The 18,273-nt window shown below is 55.4% G+C and carries 10 protein-coding genes; 1 reads left to right on the top strand and 9 read right to left on the bottom strand.

Annotation, left to right across the window (positions count from 1 at the left end):
• Positions 1-88 precede the first annotated feature (88 nt).
• From A3841_RS06715 to A3841_RS06705, 3 genes are read right to left on the bottom strand one after another with little or no spacing between them, the layout of a single operon-like run.
• Positions 89-670: a CDP-alcohol phosphatidyltransferase family protein gene (locus A3841_RS06715; RefSeq protein WP_073851535.1), complete on the bottom strand. Its 582-nt coding sequence runs from the start codon at positions 668-670 to the stop codon at positions 89-91.
• 53 nt (positions 671-723) lie between these two features.
• Positions 724-2,097, bottom strand: coding sequence for a dGTP triphosphohydrolase (dgt, locus tag A3841_RS06710; protein ID WP_073851534.1), 1,374 nt, complete (start codon positions 2,095-2,097; stop codon positions 724-726).
• Positions 2,098-2,112: 15 nt separating this feature from the next.
• Entirely contained in the window at positions 2,113-2,985 is an 873-nt protein-coding gene (locus tag A3841_RS06705; protein WP_083610242.1) for a DUF3667 domain-containing protein, read from the bottom strand.
• A gap of 728 nt (positions 2,986-3,713) precedes the next feature.
• On the opposite strand from A3841_RS06705, the gene A3841_RS06700 reads away from it, so the two are divergent.
• Positions 3,714-4,172: an Hsp20/alpha crystallin family protein gene (locus A3841_RS06700; RefSeq protein ID WP_206073066.1), complete on the top strand. Its 459-nt coding sequence runs from the start codon at positions 3,714-3,716 to the stop codon at positions 4,170-4,172.
• 70 nt (positions 4,173-4,242) lie between these two features.
• Here the strand turns inward: A3841_RS06700 and A3841_RS06695 are convergent, their stop codons facing one another.
• The 6 genes from A3841_RS06695 to A3841_RS06670 form a co-directional block, all read right to left on the bottom strand.
• Positions 4,243-6,369 carry an IPT/TIG domain-containing protein gene (locus A3841_RS06695; protein ID WP_073851532.1) on the bottom strand — a complete coding sequence of 709 codons (2,127 nt, stop codon included), beginning with the start codon at positions 6,367-6,369 and terminating at the stop codon, positions 4,243-4,245.
• Between the two features lie 214 nt (positions 6,370-6,583).
• Positions 6,584-8,554, bottom strand: coding sequence for a M56 family metallopeptidase (locus tag A3841_RS06690; RefSeq protein WP_073851531.1), 1,971 nt, complete (start codon positions 8,552-8,554; stop codon positions 6,584-6,586).
• Positions 8,551-8,940, bottom strand: a complete 390-nt coding sequence (locus A3841_RS06685; RefSeq protein WP_073851530.1) for a BlaI/MecI/CopY family transcriptional regulator — start codon at positions 8,938-8,940, stop codon at positions 8,551-8,553. Before A3841_RS06685 ends, A3841_RS06690 begins: the two co-directional genes overlap by 4 nt.
• A 941-nt stretch (positions 8,941-9,881) precedes the next feature.
• Complete coding sequence (locus A3841_RS06680) at positions 9,882-11,855, bottom strand: OmpA family protein (RefSeq protein ID WP_083610240.1); 1,974 nt, start codon at positions 11,853-11,855, stop codon at positions 9,882-9,884.
• Between the two features lie 17 nt (positions 11,856-11,872).
• A complete protein-coding gene (locus A3841_RS06675; RefSeq protein ID WP_073851529.1) occupies positions 11,873-12,841 on the bottom strand; it encodes a PorP/SprF family type IX secretion system membrane protein in 969 nt (322 codons plus the stop codon).
• A gap of 4 nt (positions 12,842-12,845) precedes the next feature.
• On the bottom strand, positions 12,846-17,846 hold the full coding sequence (locus tag A3841_RS06670) for an ice-binding family protein (protein WP_083610239.1): 5,001 nt from the start codon (positions 17,844-17,846) through the stop codon (positions 12,846-12,848).
• Positions 17,847-18,273: the final 427 nt, after the last annotated feature.

Genomic DNA, 18,273 nt, shown 5'->3' with positions numbered 1-18,273 from the left:
CGGGGCCGCCTCATTTTAGGGCATTCTACAGAGATAAGCAGCACCAGGATGAAACCAACTTTTTTATAGACGAACCGAGAGGGATGATTTATTCGCCCTGCAGCAGCCAGTACAGCCCCTTTACATTGCTGCGCCTATCTGGCAGGAGCCCTACCAGGATCAGCTCCTCCAGTTCCCCAAGTATAGCCACTGCCATGGCCAGGTAAAAAAGCCCCTCCATAAATCCGAACAGGAAAAGGCAGAAGTAGAAAGCTCCCAGAAGTAGAAAGGAAACCTTGTCGAGGTAGGTATGAAAGCTGCTGGGCTTGCCGTAGCGGAACATAGAGAAGGCAAGCTCCACAAAGTATAACCCCACCAATATACTCAGCAGTACGGCCTGCTTTTCCAGGAACTCAGGTTTGAAGATGAACAGGCTCGCCAGCATGAAGGGCACGGTGAGCAGGTCGCCATAGGAGTCGAGGCGGGCACCGCGCCCGCTCTGTTGCCGCAACCAGCGCGCCAGCAAGCCATCCAGAACATCGGTGGCCAGACTCACCGCCAGAAGCAGCAAAAAGGGGGTTTGTTGCCTGCTCAGCAGCGTGTATAGAAGCAAAGGTACGGCCAGCAAGCGGTATACCGAGAGCCAATCCTGCAGCCGGTAAGACTTAAAGTTAAACAAAGGCTGATCCATGCGCTGAACCTTAATGAGTTAGCTCATACGCAACAGAATTAAATAAGGATATTTTAGTACATCCTTGGTAACTCAATACCCTTTATTTTGCGGTATAGGCCCAAGGCCGCCTGATCGGTGAGGCTGGTCACGAAGTCGCAGATGTGTAGGATGCGCTCATAGTCGGTGGCCTCACCCGGCAGATCCAGATAGTGGGGCGGAATGAGTGCGCCCAACTTACGGTGATGCTTCGACTCAGGCCTGAAAACAGCCTTTATACCAGCATCCAGCAAACCACCTAGGACCTCAAAACCGGCGGCCTCTATCTCCAGCACCGGGCGGTTCTGGTAAATCAGCCGGATAGACAAATCCTTGATCTCATCCAGTACCGGCTTGCAGCTCACCTCGTTGATGAGTGGCTTATCGTACGTGCCGGCCAGCATGGCCTCCTCGTGCTGCAGAAAAATGGCAGTGGTTTCTTCTATCAATTTGTTGATAATACGGGCGCGCAGGTAGCCGATCTCCTCTTTCCAGTCATAAAAGGTGAGGCTGGACTTGCGGTTCGGGTCGTCGTTGAGGATCTGGCGGAGCAGGTCTATACCTTGTTCGTGCGGCACGAGGCCCAGTTTCAGGCCATCTTCAAAATCGATGATGCGGTAGCAGATATCGTCGGCCGCCTCTACCAGGAAGGCCAGCGGGTGGCGGTGATAGAACACCTCTTCCCCGTTTCCTTTCTTCAGCAGCCCCAACTCCCGGGCAATGGTATTAAACCATACTTTCTCTGTCTGAAAGAAGCCATACTTCTTTTCACTCGTATTCTTAGTGCCAGCCACTTTAGGCAACGACTCCTTTGGGTACTTGGTGAAGGTGGCCAGTGTAGTATAAGTCAGGCTGAGACCGCCGGGCAGGTTGCAGTGGGCCGGGTAAGTATAGGTAAGCACCCGGAAACCGGCAGCGTTGCCCTCGTAACTGTATAAGTCTGCTCTTTCGGCATCCGTCAGGCTTTGTAGGTAGGGTTGTGTCTCGTCGCGCTGGAAATAGGCGGAGATGGCATCCTCGCCGGAGTGCCCGAAAGGCGGGTTGCCAATGTCGTGGGCCAGGCAGGCGGCCGCTACCACATCCCCGAAGTCCGCCTCCTGAATGTTTTTTTCCTGCGCCAGCACGGGATTTCGCTCCAGGATGCTTTTGCCCACGATGCGGCCCAGCGAGCGGCCTACCACCGATGCTTCCAGGCTGTGTGTGAGGCGGGTGTGCACGAAATCGCTTTCCGGCATGGGCATTACCTGCGTCTTGTTCTGCAGCCTCCTAAAGGCCGAGGAAAACACAATGCGGTCGTAGTCCCGCTGGAACTCGCCCCGCACCGACTCATCTAGATTATACTTTTTATCGGTGGTCTCGAAGCGTTTTTTGGAGATCAGTTTGTCCCAGGTAAGTATGGATTGCGGCATAGGGGGAAGTATAAATTAGCTTAGCAGCAGGCTTACCACCACGTTTCCGAGGAGGGCAATGGCCAGGCAGAACATGTAAAGAAGCGAAACAGGTATGAACTTAAGCAGCGTTTGCAGGTACGATTGCTTGTACACACGCATCATGGCAAGGTAACTATAAACCGCCGTAATCAGCGGCACCAGAAGGAAAATGGCCGCACTTTGGGGCAAAAAGAACTTCAGCGCCAGGTAAATCATGAAAAGGATGAAAAAGAAGCAGTGCACATGAATCGAGAACATCAGGTGCTCCACGTAGTTGCGGCGCAGTTTCCGGTAAAACAGGTAGAGCAGGTACCCGAACAGCGGCATGAGCAGGAACATCAGAAAAGAGGTGTTGTGGATCATTTTCTCGCGCAGCAGCTTAGTATCCACGTTTTCGCCGCGCGCCTTCTCCACCAGTGCCCCTATACTTGCATCCATCTCCTGCGCGGCCAACCTGGCGCGCACAGAGTCCAGTTCGGCCAGCGCCTCCCTTTCCTCCGGGTCCAGCTGCTCCAGCCTGTCCTTGTCATTTAAATTCACCTCCATGGTGTTGGGGCTGATGGCCAGCAGGAAGAAGAAGACCAAGCTGATGAACACGTACAGCCGGAACGGCGGCACGTAGGAGGCGCGCTGCCCTATGTTGAATTTCTCGGTGAGCAGGCCGGGTTTGAACAGCAGGTACTTCAGGGTAAGCCAGAACTTGGCGTCATAGTGCAGCGTACCCTCCAGAAACTCCTCCACCAGATGCTTTACCGGCACGTTCAGGTCGTGGTTCTCCTGGCCGCAGTTGGGGCAGTAGTTGTTCACCTCCTCAAAAGTATAGCCGCAGTTAGGGCACTGCGTAAACTTGCGTCGTTTCTTTTCCATAGTTGGCAACCTGGCAGAAAGGAGTCTTCCAATCTTGCCCAAATATACTTTTATCCCTATAATATTACCAACCGCGCCCTTTGTAACACCGCCTGCACCATATTTTTCTGCCTGTGGCCACCACTTCTTTAATGGTATAACATATTTTTTTCAGAGGCCGATGTGACAAATGGTCCCTTTCCCGCTAACGAAAAAACACCTTTAAATTCTTTAAAGCCGCTTTCCCCTTCACAATTACAGGTGAAACCCCTTTTTCCTGATGTTACAAAAGGGCCTCCAAATACCTTGTGTTATATGGCTTGGATCTACACTTTTGTAGCATCGTTCACAGTCTTTCCAAGCTTAGAAAACCCTTAATGCTCTAAAACCTCTTTAATAATGGCAGGTATACCGGGGCAGTAGTTTCTTCCATGTGCTACGCTCAAGTATAACAGGTGCTATTACCTGAAAAGGCAGGCAACAGCTAGTTTCCCCAACTACATGTTGCCTGCCTTTTTGCTTTTATCCGCCCCGGCACTGTCGTTTTTAAATCCATCCTCCTACTTCCGTACCCTGGGCGAGCATACGTGCATTTTAAGTGAACTGCCCCGTCCTGGGCTACTAACACGCCTTCCACAACACAACGTATACGATACCCGCTCGTAGAAATGGTAAAAGCCAAAGTTTTAAGGTATAAATTCAGTTAACAAACTTAAACGTAGTAGGAGGAATAAATTATGGCAAACTCAATGACAAGGAGAAACAGGGGTAGCATGGCTCCGGCCCGCTCCGTATTCTCCGATTTCTTTAGCGATGTGGACCGCTTCTTCGAGAATGACATGTGGGGAATGCCCTCACGCATGGGCCAGCAGATGATGGCCAACGTGCCCGCCACCAACATCCGCGAGAACGAGAAGGACTTCAGCATTGAGGTAGCTGCCCCGGGCATGCGGAAAGAGGACTTCAACATTGACGTGAATGAGGGCATGCTCACGATCAGTTCAGAGCGGGAGGAAGAGAAAAATGACGAGCAGGAGAACTATACCCGCCGCGAGTATAACTACAGCTCCTTCAGCCGCTCCTTCCGCCTGCCGGAATCCGTGAGGGAAGACGACATTAAGGCCAGCTATAAGGACGGTGTGCTGCATGTTTCCGTTCCCAAGGGCAAGGACAAGGAGAAACCAACCCGCAAGATCAAGATCGATTAAAAGAACGGCAAGTATAAAAACGGCAGCGCCGGGGCAGTAAACCCCGGCGCTGCCGTTTTTATACTTGCCGCTACAGTTTCAGTAGTCGTTCCGTACCGTTTCTGTTGCCTTCCTTCCACCTCAGGAAGTATATACCGGCGGCCAAGCCCTCCAAGCTGATAGTATAGGCGCTGGTGCCGCTGCTGAAGCTGACGGCATACTCCCGTACCGCCTGCCCCTTGGAGTTGTAGAGCTGCGCCTTCATGGTAGTGCTGCGGCTAACCAGGTAGCGCAGGGTTACCCGCGTGTCTTCCCCGGCTACAGGGTTGGGGAAAAGCTTTAGTACGCGGAGGTCGGCCGGGTTCACCACGAACACGCGGGGCGAGAAGCTGCTCTCACTGTTGCCGTACTCCACCTCCAGCCTGTAATAGGATTGTTCGCGCAGCGGGTCCGGGTCGGTGAACGTGTAGAGCAGGTCGGCATCGCTCGGGCCTTTGGCGGCCACACTGCCTACATCCTCCCACGTCATGCCGTCGGGGCTGCGCTGCACGGTGTAGCTTACCACCCGCTTCTCGCTGCGGCTCGTCCAGTTTAGCTCCACTGCGTTAGTTGGGGTAAACGCTGCGTCCAGGGTAAGTATCTCAGGTGCCAGATTGCACTCGCCGTTCGGGTTGGGAATCATGGGTGCTACGCCACAGATATTCTCCCCGGCGCTTTTGTCCATCACCAGCTGCGCCCCCCGGATATCTGGCGAACTCAGGCCGCGCTCTAGGCGGGCAAACTCAATGGCGTAGAACATGACGGCGCGGGGGACATTGACGTGCCCCAGCTGGTGCGCGTGGCCCAGCTCATGCAGCATCACCGTCTCAAAGTCGAATTGCTGCCCGCCGGGGCCGCCGGGGCCGTACTGCCAGTCAATCTCACTGTTGATCTCCATATCAAACTCCGTTACCCAGAACAGCGTGTCGCCGGTACCGTTGTTGGCGCAGCCTTCGTAGCGGCTGATGGTTCGCGCCAGCACCGACTCGCCCACCGTGCTCTGCGAGGCAAACCGAGCCACCGAGGACCCATCGTCTGAGGCAGTGTTGATGGTCGTAAGTCCTCCCAGCCTCCAGTTGATCTCCGACACGCACACCCACGTGTTTACCGCCCTGCGGAAGCCCTCCTTGGCAGCCAACCGGGAATCCATACTTTCGGAGTACAGGATGGTGTACCCGCCGGCCCCGTTCTGGTCGGTAAGTATAGGCTTGAAGGATCTCTCGTTAAAGTCGATGTTCGAGTAGGCGAACTCCAGCTCGATGCGGCCGATGGAGGTGAAGGAGCTGCCGTCGCTGGTGGTTACCCGGATGCGCCCGGAGCCTGCCGTTCCTTCGTCCTGCATTACCGAGGGAATGTACATGGTGATGCGCGTGTTGCTCCAGGAGATATACTCTGAGGGGAGCGGCTTTACGTAGGTCTGGCCACCATCATCGGCATTGGGAAACTCCACGGCGCCATTCCCGCGGCTGCTGCCGAAGCCTGAGCCGGTAATGGTAAGAACGGTGCCGGTGCCCGCGCTGGCTACCGTCGGGGAGAAGCCGGTGATCACCGGGGCTGCGGTGGCTTGCTCCTGCTTCTGCCCGTTCTGCACAGAGGTGGCCTTCAGTTTCTGGTTTTCGGAGATGGTGCGGAACTGCTGCCCGGTCTTCTCGCTCACGGCCTTATAGAGCTCCTGCACGCTGCTGTAGTTCTCGAAAACGCCGCTTGCGCTGCGGTTTTCCACATCGTAGCGCACAAAGCCCTGCTCGCTGGCGTAGGCGCGGGTGCTCAGGGGCAGGTTGCCGGGTGTGCGCTGCAGCATCTGCTGGCGCTTCAGGAAGAACAGGCCCTGCTGCCCCGTTTTCAGTTTTAGTGCCGTAGAGAAAACGTGCTTTTTCAGGCCGACCGCGCCGCCCTCCGTAATCACCTCGATCAGCTCTGCCTGCACCTCGCCCTTAAAGGACTTGTATACTTTGATGATGTTGGAAGTATAGATATTCTCCTGGCGGGCGTCCCAGAAAGACTCCTGCCGCACCACTTCACCCTCTATCACCATTTCGGCCTGCTGCACCCGCTCCTGCAGCGAGAGCGGAACCATGTGCTGGGTATCTGAGGCAGCGGCGGCAAAATTGAGCAAAAGCAGCAGCCATGCAAGCGCAGCGCGCAGGCACGTCCGGGTTAGGGGAAACATTTTAGCCATAAAGCAAGGTATGGGTGATGACGGTTTTAAATAAACGTTTCAGGGCCGGCCCTTGGGGCGGGTACGCCTACTTACGCAATTTACCCTTATTAGGGATGTACATGCAAAGTATAAAATATAGCACGCCAGGCATTTAAAAAGTATAAAGCCTACCTTTTCATACTCAAAGGTAGGCTTTATTATCAAATTTGCATCCTCTCGGCCGGGGTTGGGGCTATTGCTTCCGCTCCGGGCTTAGCCACTTTTTATACTTGTCGTACACTTTTTGCGACTGCTTTTTCCCATTGATGAACAGCTCGCCATTCGTTACCTGGATGTTCAGGTTGCTGCTGTCGCTCTCTATCAGGCCGTCCTTCACCATCTCCTCCTTCATCTGGCGCATGCTTTCGGTCTGCTGCGCCCGGCGCTTCTCCATCTCTGCTCTGCGCACCTCCATCTCGGCGCGGCGGGCCTCCGTCTCGTGCTGGCGCGCCTCCTGCCGGGCGCGCATCTCGTCGGCTCTTTCATGGTTTCTGAGCATGGTCTCATTTCTTCTCAGGCTGTCCTGCACTATACTCCTTACCACCACCTTCTGTTCATACCGCTTCATCGCCTGCGCCATTTCCTGTTTGTAGCGCTTCATTTCCTCTTCATACTCCTTCATTTCGCGCTCGTACGCCTTCTGCTCTTTCTTGCTCGCGCCTGCAGGTGGGACTGGAGGCGGCGGTGGAGGGGCGACTCCGGGAACAGGCGGAAGTGGTGGCAAAGGAGGTTCACCCGGTGCAGGCGGTGGCGGAGGCGGAACACCTTGCCCGCTGAAGCGATCTACGATGATCCTTTCCTCCCGGTCGACTCGTCGGGTACGGGGCACGTCCACGCGCTCCTGCTCCATCAGCAGGTTTACCTCCTCCTGAGTTGCTGTAGGCGCATTGTTGATGGCCTGCAGGCGCTGGTCTATCAAACTTTTATAGGTATCGATTTCCTTTTTCGGAATGCGCTTTCCGTCCACGTACAGCTCCTTTACCTTGCCTTTTTTATTTGTGATGATGACCACGTTACGGGTGTTGCCCTGCGCATCCTGTGCGGTAAAGCTCATGGCTTCCCCTGCTTCCCCGACCACGTCCGCCTCATTGGTTACTTTCTCAGGCTGAACTGGCTTTTGCGTCTCAGGCGGTTGTCGCTCCGCCATCGCCCCCACCGATAGCGCCAGCATGCCCACCACCAGCACCAGCCCTGCGGCAAAGCCCTCGGTGAAAGACGGCTTTAACGGCTGCCCCACCAGGCGCCTGACGCGGTTCATTAGTGAGCCGCGCTGCCCTGAGAAAGCCAGGGCCATACCTGGTGCGGCCGGCAGGCGCATCGTCTCCAGTTCGGTTAGGGCGCGGGCATAGGCAAGGGAGTCGCCGCAGAGGGCCACCGCCACATCATCGCAGCAGTGCTCCCGCTCGGCACGCACCACCCCCGACACCCACCACATGGCCGGATGGTAAAAGTAGAGCATGTCCACCACCGACTGCAGCAGGTTAAGCAGGTAGTCTTTGCGGAGGATGTGCGCCAGCTCGTGGGCAAGTATGGCCTCCACCTGCGCGGGCGTAAGCCCCGTGACAGCTCCCATCGGAAGCAGGATCACCGGCTTGGCCGCGCCTATGACCATGGGCACCTGCACCAGCGCCGACTCTGCCAGCCGCACCGCCTGTCGCACCCCAAGCCGCCTTTGCAGCTGCACCAGCTTTTGCTGCCACTGCGCACCCAACGCAGCGTTTCTATAATGGCGCAGCCGCTGCGTGTAGGCCAGGCCACCTATAAGCCGCACGGCCATCAGCGCCAGGCCCAGCAGCCACAGCGTTACCAGCAGCGGCAGGTGCTGCTCAAAGTATACCTGCGCCGCCCCCAGCGGATTGGCCCAGAACGGGGCGTTTATACTTATAGCAGGCGCACCCGCTGCATTATTCATACTTTGCATGGGTGCCGCGGCAAAGGCTGCTCTGTTCAGGTAGAAGGCGAGGGTGCCCACCGAGAGCAGCAGTTGCAGCAGCATGGCCGAGCTGGCCGCGGCATAACGGGTTCTGGCCGGGTGGCGGTGTAGCAGCACCAGCAGCAGGCTCAGGAGCAGCGCCACCAGGGCGCCCTGCCACAGCGCATGCAGCAGTGTCCAACCGAGGGCGCTTACCAGCCCCTCCGGCAGCAGGCTTTGTATCAGGTTCATTGGGTACCTCCTTCCAGTTTATCTAACAGGTTTCTAATCTCGTCGAGTTCTTCCTTAGAGGCGCGGCTGTTGCCCAGCGCCTGCATGACCAGTTTGCTGGCCGAGCCCCGAAAGGCCGTATCCAGGAAGCGGTCGAGCAGCTGCTGCTGCGTGTCCTCTTCCTGCAACAGCGGCCGGAAGATGTGCGAGCGGCTCGATTTGTCGGCCTCCAGCATACCCTTCTCCGTCATCAGCTGCATGATCTTGAGGGTGGTGGTATAGCCGGCATCCTTGGTTTCGCTGAGCTCCTCGTGCACAAAGCGCACCGTGCTGGGGCCATGCTGCCACAGCACCTGCAGAATCTCCAGCTCCGACTCTGTGGGTTTAGGTGTTTGATGTAAAGCCATAAAGTATAAGTAGTTAAGCACTGTCTTGTAGTGTACTGCAAGTATATACGAATTGTTTCGTAATAGGAAATTTAATTACGATTATTTTCGTAGTTAGATAGAGAAAAGCTATAATAAATTGGGAGGGATCAGGTTTAAGCTGATAAACCTAACTTCTATTTTCTGCTGCAAGTGGAGCGAACTTATACTTTGGCTATACTTTATACTTGATACTTGCCGGTTTATACTTCATAGCTCCTGCTGGCGCAAGCTAGAAAGCCCCGGAGCATTTCGGGGCGTCCGCTTGTGCCTCTTTATACTTGAGCTATGATACTTCCGCTGGCGCAAGCGTCCGCTTGTGCCTTTACCTGCCTCCGCTATATCAGCTTGATACAAGCTATACTTACTGGCTGCTGCTGATCCTATAGTTCCCACTAACCTACAGTTCCATCTCATACTTTGGTGCTCTCCAGCCCGAGAGGGCTCATACTTTGGCATCGCGCTGTGTTCCCTTCCTTTGCTACCCTTCGGTCGCAATGCCCTTAAAGGGCACTGGGATCTCACAAGGCGCTCAACCCAAAGGCTGGGATCAGATTCGATAGCCGCAGCTATTTGTCATCTCGACCTTTGGGAGAGATCTCTTTAGAATCCCCGATAGATCTCTCATTTCATTCGAGATGACAGGAGAAAGTGGCAAGTATAAATTCCCCTCTCGGGAGGGGCCGGGGGTGGGTTCATACTTGTAGAGGCAGGTGGCGAATTGTCCCCGCGAAACAGGTTACTATGCAATAATACTTTAGTATGAGCAATTATAGAGCTCCCTCTCCTGTTTTTAGGGGAGGGGTGGGGTGGGGTGAAATGGGGCAGGTAGGTAAAAACCAGCCACTCTAGTTATAAAAAAGGAGGCCCGCAGTCATACTTGCTGCGGGCCTCCTTTCATACTTTTATACTTGCTGTTGCTGCTATTTCAGAATCTTGAACTCGGTGCGGCGGTTCTCCTGGTGCAGCTGCTCCGGGCAATTTACGCCGTCCTTACACTTGTTGATGAGCTTGGTCTCGCCGTAGCCTTTGGCCACCAGCCTGTTGCGGCTGATGCCTTTGGACACCAGGTAATCCACGGCGGCCTGCGCGCGCAGCTGCGACAGCACCTGGTTGTACTCGTGCGTCTGGCGGCTGTCGGTGTGGGAGCTCAGCTCGATGCGGATGAGCGGATTTACCTCCAGCGTCTGCGCCAGTTTATCCAGCTCCTTGGCAGCCTCCGGCTTAATGTCGAACTTATCCAGGTCGTAGTAGATATTCTCGATCACGATCGGCGTGTTCAGCGCGCTGCGGATAAATATCAACTCCACCTGCACCGTGTCGGTTTTATAGAGGCATTCCGGCGTAAACGTTACCGCCTGCTCCAGGTAGCCCGGCTTGCTGCCCCTGATCAGGTACTTGGTGCCGGTCAGAACCGGAAACGAGAACCTGCCTTTCGCATCAGAAACCGCCTCCACAAACTCATCGCTGCCACTTACATACAGCCGCAGCCTGGCCTCCGCAACCGGCGACACGCGGGTTTTCACGGTGCCTTCCTGCGCCAGCTTCTCAATGGTGGTGCCTATCAGGATGCACGGAACTTCATACTTCTCAAAGGTCAGGATGTCGTCAAATCCGTTTTCGGAGAAGCGGCTCGAGGAAAGCATCCCTTTACTGCCCGTGCTGTCTGCCTGTATCCCGAAATCGTCCTGCGAGGTGTTGAGCGGGTACTTCAGGTTCTCCACCTTCGTCCAGGCTTTGTGCGCGCCCACGGCCTTGAACAGGTCGAGGCCGCCCATGCCCATGTGCCCGTCAGAGGAGAAGTATAAACTGCCGTCTTCCCCCAGGCTTGCGAAGCTCTCGCGGCCACTGGTGTTGATTACGGTGCCCGCATTGGTGGGCTGCCCCCACGAGCCGTCCGCCTGGCGCTCGCTGTAGTAGATATCCGTTTCGCCGTGGCCTCCGGGCATATCCGACACAAAGTATAAAACCTGCCCGTCCGGGGTAATGGCCGGGTGCCCGATGGAGAACTCATCGGTGTTGTTATACTTAAACGCCTGCGGCTTCTCCCATTTCTTGCCGTTGAACCTGGACATGTAGATGCCGTGGCGGTTGGTGTGCGTGCCGTTGTCACTTCCCTTAAACCAGCTGGTAGGGTCGGAGTTCTTGCCTGGCACAGCCCTTTTTTTGACCACGTGGGTGCGGGTAAAGTATAGCGTCTTGTCTTTCTCCAGGTAATCGGCCGGGCCGTTGTGGTAATCGGTGTTGATGGAAGAGGGCAGTGGCTCCGGCTTTGCCCAGGTGCTGTCCGTTACCTTCGGAGCCAGGTACATCTGGATAAAGCCGTTGCCGGTCCAGTTGTTGCGCTTGTTGTTTGCCTCCAGCCTGTCTGAGGAGAAAAGCAGGCCCGCCTCGGTGCGCACCGGCCCAAAGTCAGCACTCTCGGAGTTAATGGCCTCCAGCTGCGCGATTTCGTAGGGCTCCGGAAACTTCATCCACTTCATGGCCGTATCGCAGGAGGCCACCATGCGCAGGGCTACCTCGCGCTGCTCCGGCACCTTGTCGGCATACTCCTGAAACAGCTGCTTGGCCTTGCTGTAGTTGGCGTTTCGCTTGGCCGCCTCTGCATACAGGTAAATGTTGGCCGGGTCAGCGTTGGGGAAGGCCACGGCCTGCGCGTACCAGAACTCGGCATCCTTGCTGTTGTTCAATATCCGGTAGCTGTCGGCGATGCGCTGCACCACCTTCAGGCTCGGCTCCTCCTTCTCCAGCACCTTTTTGTAGGACTCCAGGGCCAGGCTAAATTCAAAGTTGTTAAAGTACTTGTCAGCTTGCTTCATGTCCTGTGCCAGCACAGGGAGGCTCTTGCAGGTGGCCAGCAGAACCAGCACCAGGGCAAGGGTAAAAATTCGCTTCATATAAGGGCGGTATTAAACTATAGGTTCCGGGGCGTGAGGATGCGGCCATACTTCTTTTTCAGGAAATAGTAACCCACCGATACCTCGTGGCTAGAGTAGTTTTTAAGTTCGTTGAGGCTAATATCGTAAGAATATCCTATCCGTAGCTTTTTGGTGGCGTAAATTTGTGCAATCAGGGCCACGGCGTTCCGCTTGTCCAGCTGCTTCATCTCCTGGTTGGTGAACATCGGCACTGCCGTGCGGTAAGAGGCCCCAAGCCATAGGCGGTTGTACAGCAGCACGAAAGCGTTCAGGTCCACGGCCGTCGGGCTTCTGAAATCCTCCTTAATAAGTATACTTGGCTTCAGGCGGATGTCCCGGCTCAGGTCGAACACGTAGCCGCTGGACAGGAAGAAGTGGCGGCGCGGTGTGGCGATCTCGGTCTTATCATCCTTAAACGGCACCAGGTTGGCTGCCGATAGCCCGACATAAAAGCGCTCGGTGTTAAAAAAGGCTCCTATTTTCACATCCGGCAGCACCTGCGACACGCGTCCCTCCGGAATGGCCTGGTCCGGCATTTCGCTTCCCGGGTCCAGGCGGGTGCCGTCCAGCACATACTGCGACGCGCCCACCGCAACGCCCAGCGCCAGGTCGGAGTAGCGATCCAGCCGGATGCGGGTGGAAAGGGCGCCGTAGGCCGAGGTCTGGCTCTGCGCCCCGATCTCGTCATTCACCAGGTGCACGCCCCAGCCCAGGTTTTTGTGGCTGGTCGGGCCGTCCACGCTCAGGGTTTGCGAGGTGGGCGCGCCCGGCAGGCCCGTCCACTGGGTGCGGTAGGTGCCGTTAATGCTCAGAATCTCCTTACTGCCGGCATAGGCCGGGTTTACCACCAGCTCGTTAAAGATGTACTGGCTATACTGCGGGGCCTGCTGGGCAAAGGCGGCCGGGGCCAGCACAATGCCTAGCAGCACGAGTAGTTTCTGTATTGCCTTCACGTTCGTTTCCATCTCCTTACCTTACTATCATCACGTACCCTTTAAACATTTTGTCCTGCCCGTCGCAGAGCTTCACGCGCACCACGTAGAAGTAGGTGCCCTCGCTCAGGTTATCGCCGCTCCAGTTGTTCTTGTAAGACTTACTGTGGTATACCTGGTTGCCCCAGCGGTTTATGATCGTTACTTCGTTGTCAGGATAGTTGGTGAGGTTGCGGATCTCCCACAGGTCGTGCGTGCCGTCGCTGTTAGGCGAGAACACGTTCGGGAAGTGCAGCTCGCTGTTCGCGAAGGTCGCATCCGGCGTGTAGTACACCGGCTCATCGGCACAGCCGCCGTTGCTGGCCACCACCGAGATGTCGCCACTGCCAAAGCCTGCCGTTACCATGATGGTAGTCGTGCCCTGACCGGAGGTGATCGTCCAGCCTGCCGGCACCGTCCAGGTATAGGTAGTAGCCCCTGGCACCGGCTCCACTTCATAGCTCAGGCCCACGCACGGCGTGCTGGTGTCTTTTATACTGGTGATGCCCTCAGCTGGCATGGCCGCCACGTTCAGCGATGCCGGGTCTGTCGTACCGCAGCCATTCACGCCTGTTACGGTTACCACCCCGGTTCCGGCAGCCGTTACGACTGTAATGGTGGCTTTGCCCTGGCCCGAAACGATCTGCCAGCCCTCCGGCACCGTCCACTCGTAAGTTGCCCCAACGGATGGGTTCTGCACGCTGTAGGATACGGTTGTGCCGGCGCATACTTCCGGAGTGCCCACTATGGCGCTTGGTGTCTCCGGCAAGGCTGGTGAAGGCGTTACATCCATTTCGGCAGTGCCACTCTCCGAGCAGCTGTTCTTCGCCGTCACCCTGATCTTCCCGGCAGTGCCGTTCACAAGCACCTCAATGGTGCTGGTGTTGTGGCCCGACACGATCTTCCAGCCGGTTGGCACTTCCCAGATGTAAGTGTCCACGTTACCGGCTGCGCTGGCTGTAACACTATAGGTTGTCGTAACTCCTTGGCAAGGGTTAATAGATCCCAGGGATATTTCCGGTGTCAGCGGCGTAGTCTGTGACATGACATTCTTCAGGGCCGTGCCTCCGTTGCCGCAGGCGTTCGTGGCGGTTACGGCTACTTCTCCGGCTTCGGCTCCTGCTGTTACCGTGATGCTGGTTGTGCCCTGACCCGCCGTGATTTTCCAGTCGGTTGGCACGGTCCAGTTGTAAGAGGTTGCGCCATTTATCGGCTCTATGCTGTAGGTTAAGCCTGGGGTTCCCTCGCAGAAGCTTGTCGCAGGACCTGTGATGGCGCCCGGTGCGATCGGTGTATTGTCTGCCACGTCCACGGCCAGTTTAGCCATTCCGCTCTCGCCGCAGCTGTTACCGGCAATCACGGTTACCTCACCGGCGGCTGACCCAACCAATACCTCAATCGTTTCGGTACCCTGCCCAGAGACAATCTTCCAGCCTTCCGGCACATCCCAGGTATAGGTATAAGCCGTGTTTACGGGGGCGATGGTGTACGTTGCAGTTGTGCTGGTACATACTTGTGCAGAGCCCGATATCTCACCTGGCGTAGCAGGAGGAGCAGTGTTCAGGATCAGATCCCTTGAGATGGTGCCGCTGTCGCCGCAGTCGTTCTTGCTGGTTACGCTGATGGTTCCGGCGGCGGTGCCTACCAGCACGGTTATACTTGCCGTGCCCTGACCCGTAACTATTTTCCAGCCCTTCGGCACTTCCCAGGTATAGCTGGAGGCCCCGTTTACTTCCTTCACCGAGAAAACAGCCTCCGTGCCGGCACATACATCCACGTTGCCAAGTATAGCCTCCGGTGTGGGAGGAGCTGTATTGGTCGGGGTTACCTGCAGGGTTTGCGCTCCGCCAGGCCCGCAGCCGTTCTCAGCCGTTACACGCACCGTGCCGCCCGTTCCGTTTGTTATCACACTGATCGAGGTGCCGTTGTCCTCTACCACCTGCCATCCCTCCGGGAAAGACCAGTTATACTTGTAAGCATCTTTCACGGCATCTATGCTGAACGTGTAAGTGCCGCCTGCACAGGTAACCGTGTTTCCGGTGATAGGTCCCGGCATTGCGGGCACCTCCTCCGTCATGATGGTGGTGAGTTGAGTTTCGCCGGTAATACCGCAGGCATTCTCGGCCTGCACAGTTATAACGGTTGGTTCAGATCCCACTTTTACCACAATGCCGGTAGTGCCCTGGCCCGAAACGATCTGCCAGCCAGCACCCTGGCCCACAGACCAGATGTAGTTGGAGGCGAAAGCGACAGGATCGATGGAGTACTCAACGTTTTGCTGACCAACGCACACAGACGGCGGTCCGCTGATGGCCCCCGGCTGGTCTGGCGGAGACGGCACCACGGTAACGTTCACAGCCGCTGCTGTTCCCTCGCCGCAATCATTCTCGCCTTTCACGGTCACCTCGCCGGCAGTGTCTCCTGCAGTCACGGTTATCTTGTTGGTGCCTTGCCCTGCGGTAATCGTCCAGCCGGTTGGTACGGTCCAGGTATAGACATTCACGCCGGCTATCGGGTTAACGCTGAATTCGTAGCCAGCCTGCCCCTCGCATACTTCGCCCGGGCCGTTGATTGGCGCAGGAGGAAGGGGAGGCTCTGTTTGAGGAACCACCGTAAGCTCGCTTGCGGCACCGGTGCCACAGCCGTTCAGGGCTGACACGGTTATTTTTCCGCTGTTTTCGCCTGTCTGTACTTCAATGGCCGTTGTGCCCTGGCCCGAAACGATGGTCCAGCCGGCAGGCACTGTCCAGTTATAGGAATTCACTCCCTCAATGGCAGCTATACTATAGGTTGTGGTCCCGCCCACACAGCCGTACTGTGAGCCCGAGATAGGCCCCGGCTGCAGCGGCACGTCTTCCACAGGCACTACGGTGAGCACAGTTGGGTTGCTGGGGCCGCAGTCGTTCCAGGCTACCACGGTAATATCGCCACCGTTGTCTTTAGCGTTTACAATGATATTGGTAGTTCCTTGTCCGGAAACGATCTCCCAGCCAGCTGGCACCGTCCATTCGTAGCGCGTGGCGGCGGGCACAGGCTCTACTGAGTACGCCAGGCCGGTTTGGTTAATACAGGTATTCACGTCGCCGGTAATAGCTCCCGGGGCCGGACTAGGAGACGATACCGGCTCCACATGTTTGGTAACCGGCTCGCTGACGCCGCAGCCATTTTTTGCCACCACCGCTATGTCGGCGGGTGTGTTGCCTACCTTTACCGTTACTTGCCTGGTACCCTGGCCGGACACGATGGCCCACCCTGAGCCCGCCGGCGCAGCAATGGTCCAAGTATACTCTGTGGCAGTTGGCACCGCCGGCACCTCGTACGGTACTGTCGCATCCACACAACCTTGTATGGTACCGATAATCTCGGAAGGTGCATCCGGAGTGGCATCATCTACCTGCAAATACTTGGTTTGCGGCTCGCTGGCGCCACAGGCGTTTACGGCTGTTACCTGCACGTCTCCGCTGTTGTCGCCAGGCTTAACCACAATCTCGGTAGTGCCCTGCCCGGAGATAAACGCCCATCCGCTGGGGAGCACCCAGTTATAGGAGGTGGCGTTTTCTACTGGTGCTATGCTGTAGGTGGCCTCCGTTGTGCCGCGGCAAAGCGCGTCAGGCCCGGTTATTGGGCCGGGCTGCTGCGGAACATCTGATTGTATCTTTATATTGATCGTTCTTGAAGGACCAGGCCCACAATTGTTGCCGGGTGTAACTGTGATCCAAGCAGCGCTACCCGGGAAGTCCTGGTTTCGCGACACAGTCACCTCTACAGCCAGGGCTTCACCAGCCGTACCAAGAACTTTAACCTCCAAGCCATTGGATGCCGTCCACTCATAATACGTAGCGCCTGCTACCTTTTCTATTTTGTACGTTAGAACATCGCCTTTACATACCTCTGTTGGGCCAGTTATCTCGCTTGTCTCAGAAAGCAGCACACAAAAACTTGCAAAGCTGGAGTCGTTAAACCCTACTTCATCAATATCCTGCCACGATACACTCACCAGGCTGGTCCAGGGGCCGGCTTGGTCTGCTCTCGCCTCAACTGTAATCGTTACCTCCTCCTGGTATTTCAGCTCCGATACAACTACAGTATTAATCTCTGCATTATAAGAGGTTCTCTCCTGCATCGTGGAAGAATGCCCCAACCGCGTACCAATCAACTGTCCCAGCGGAACTTTTACATTGGTAGCGTTAACGGGACCATTGTTGCGGACCTTTATGATATAGGTTAATTTTTCTCCGAAGGCGTACTTGTCATCCCCGCTCGCACTCGGGAGCATTGAGAGGGAAACCGCTAAGTCTGTAGGGTGATTTAGAGAGCTGTTTTCAATGCTTATAGAGCCTCCTGTAGTAGGGGCTATTATCCGCCCTCGTAGCCGGGCTCCGTAGTTCATCGTGATGGTGCCTGTAGAGAAGATGTTGCCCCTGGCCGATCCTCCACTGCGTACGATAACATTTCCCTCTACCAACCAGTACAGGTTAATGCCTACAGCGTTTTTCAGCTCATACTTTTCTACCTGCCCTATGGTTAAGTCTCCTTTAACCCTGATAATGAACACTGGGTTTTGCTCTGTTCCACCATCTAGTTTTAGGACTGATCCGTCATCTAAAGTTGCCGACCCATTAATATCATACACGCCGGGGGAAATGGTAGCCCCACTGAGGTTACCCGAAATTGTACCCTTAGCCGTTAAGCCGCCCATATAACTCATAGCCGCTAAGGCATCTTTAACAGCTTGTTTGGCGGGCTCCTCATTCCTGTGAACACCGCGCACAGCCGTGCCTTCGGCATTGAGTTCGGGAACAAAGCCAGTGATGCTACCGTTGGCTACCCCCACTTTTCCCTGAACTACTGTTTTGCCTGTGTTTGACACACTCTGTGATGCCAAAGCCCCAAACTCATACATAGCCCCGAGCGTTGGCGCCGTCTGTGCAAAAGCGCCAACAGCAACTACGCAAAAGCACACCACCAGGAGTATGACTTTTTCTAACCAGCTTCTCATTCAGTTATGTGTAAAATTTTCTTATATACCTACTATTTAAGGTGAAACATTGAGTTTTGCGCTGTCATGCTACTTTGTACTAAATCAACAACCCCCGGCAGGCTTTACTCATTGAGTCAATTTTTCAGGTGCAATAATAGACTTTAAAAGTTACATAGAAAAATTATTAAATCGGCCCTATGCATTTATCCTCTACAATACACCTAAAATTTCACAATTTTTGGTACAATACAAGTTTTGCTTAAAAGTTTAAATTTATTCATTATCAAATAACATTCCAATATATATGTAATAGTATATATATCACGAATATAGGTCTATTTATCCTTCTAAAACAACCCCTCTATATTTATTACTTTTTGCATTTATACCTTACCCATTGCTGACAGCCAACGGAGTAACATCGCATACATGCACTGCGGATATT

This window comes from Pontibacter flavimaris (genome assembly GCF_001907195.1).
In the GTDB taxonomy this organism is placed as follows: Bacteria; Bacteroidota; Bacteroidia; order Cytophagales; family Hymenobacteraceae; genus Pontibacter; species Pontibacter flavimaris.
This window is presented reverse-complemented; position numbering and strand designations above follow the sequence as displayed.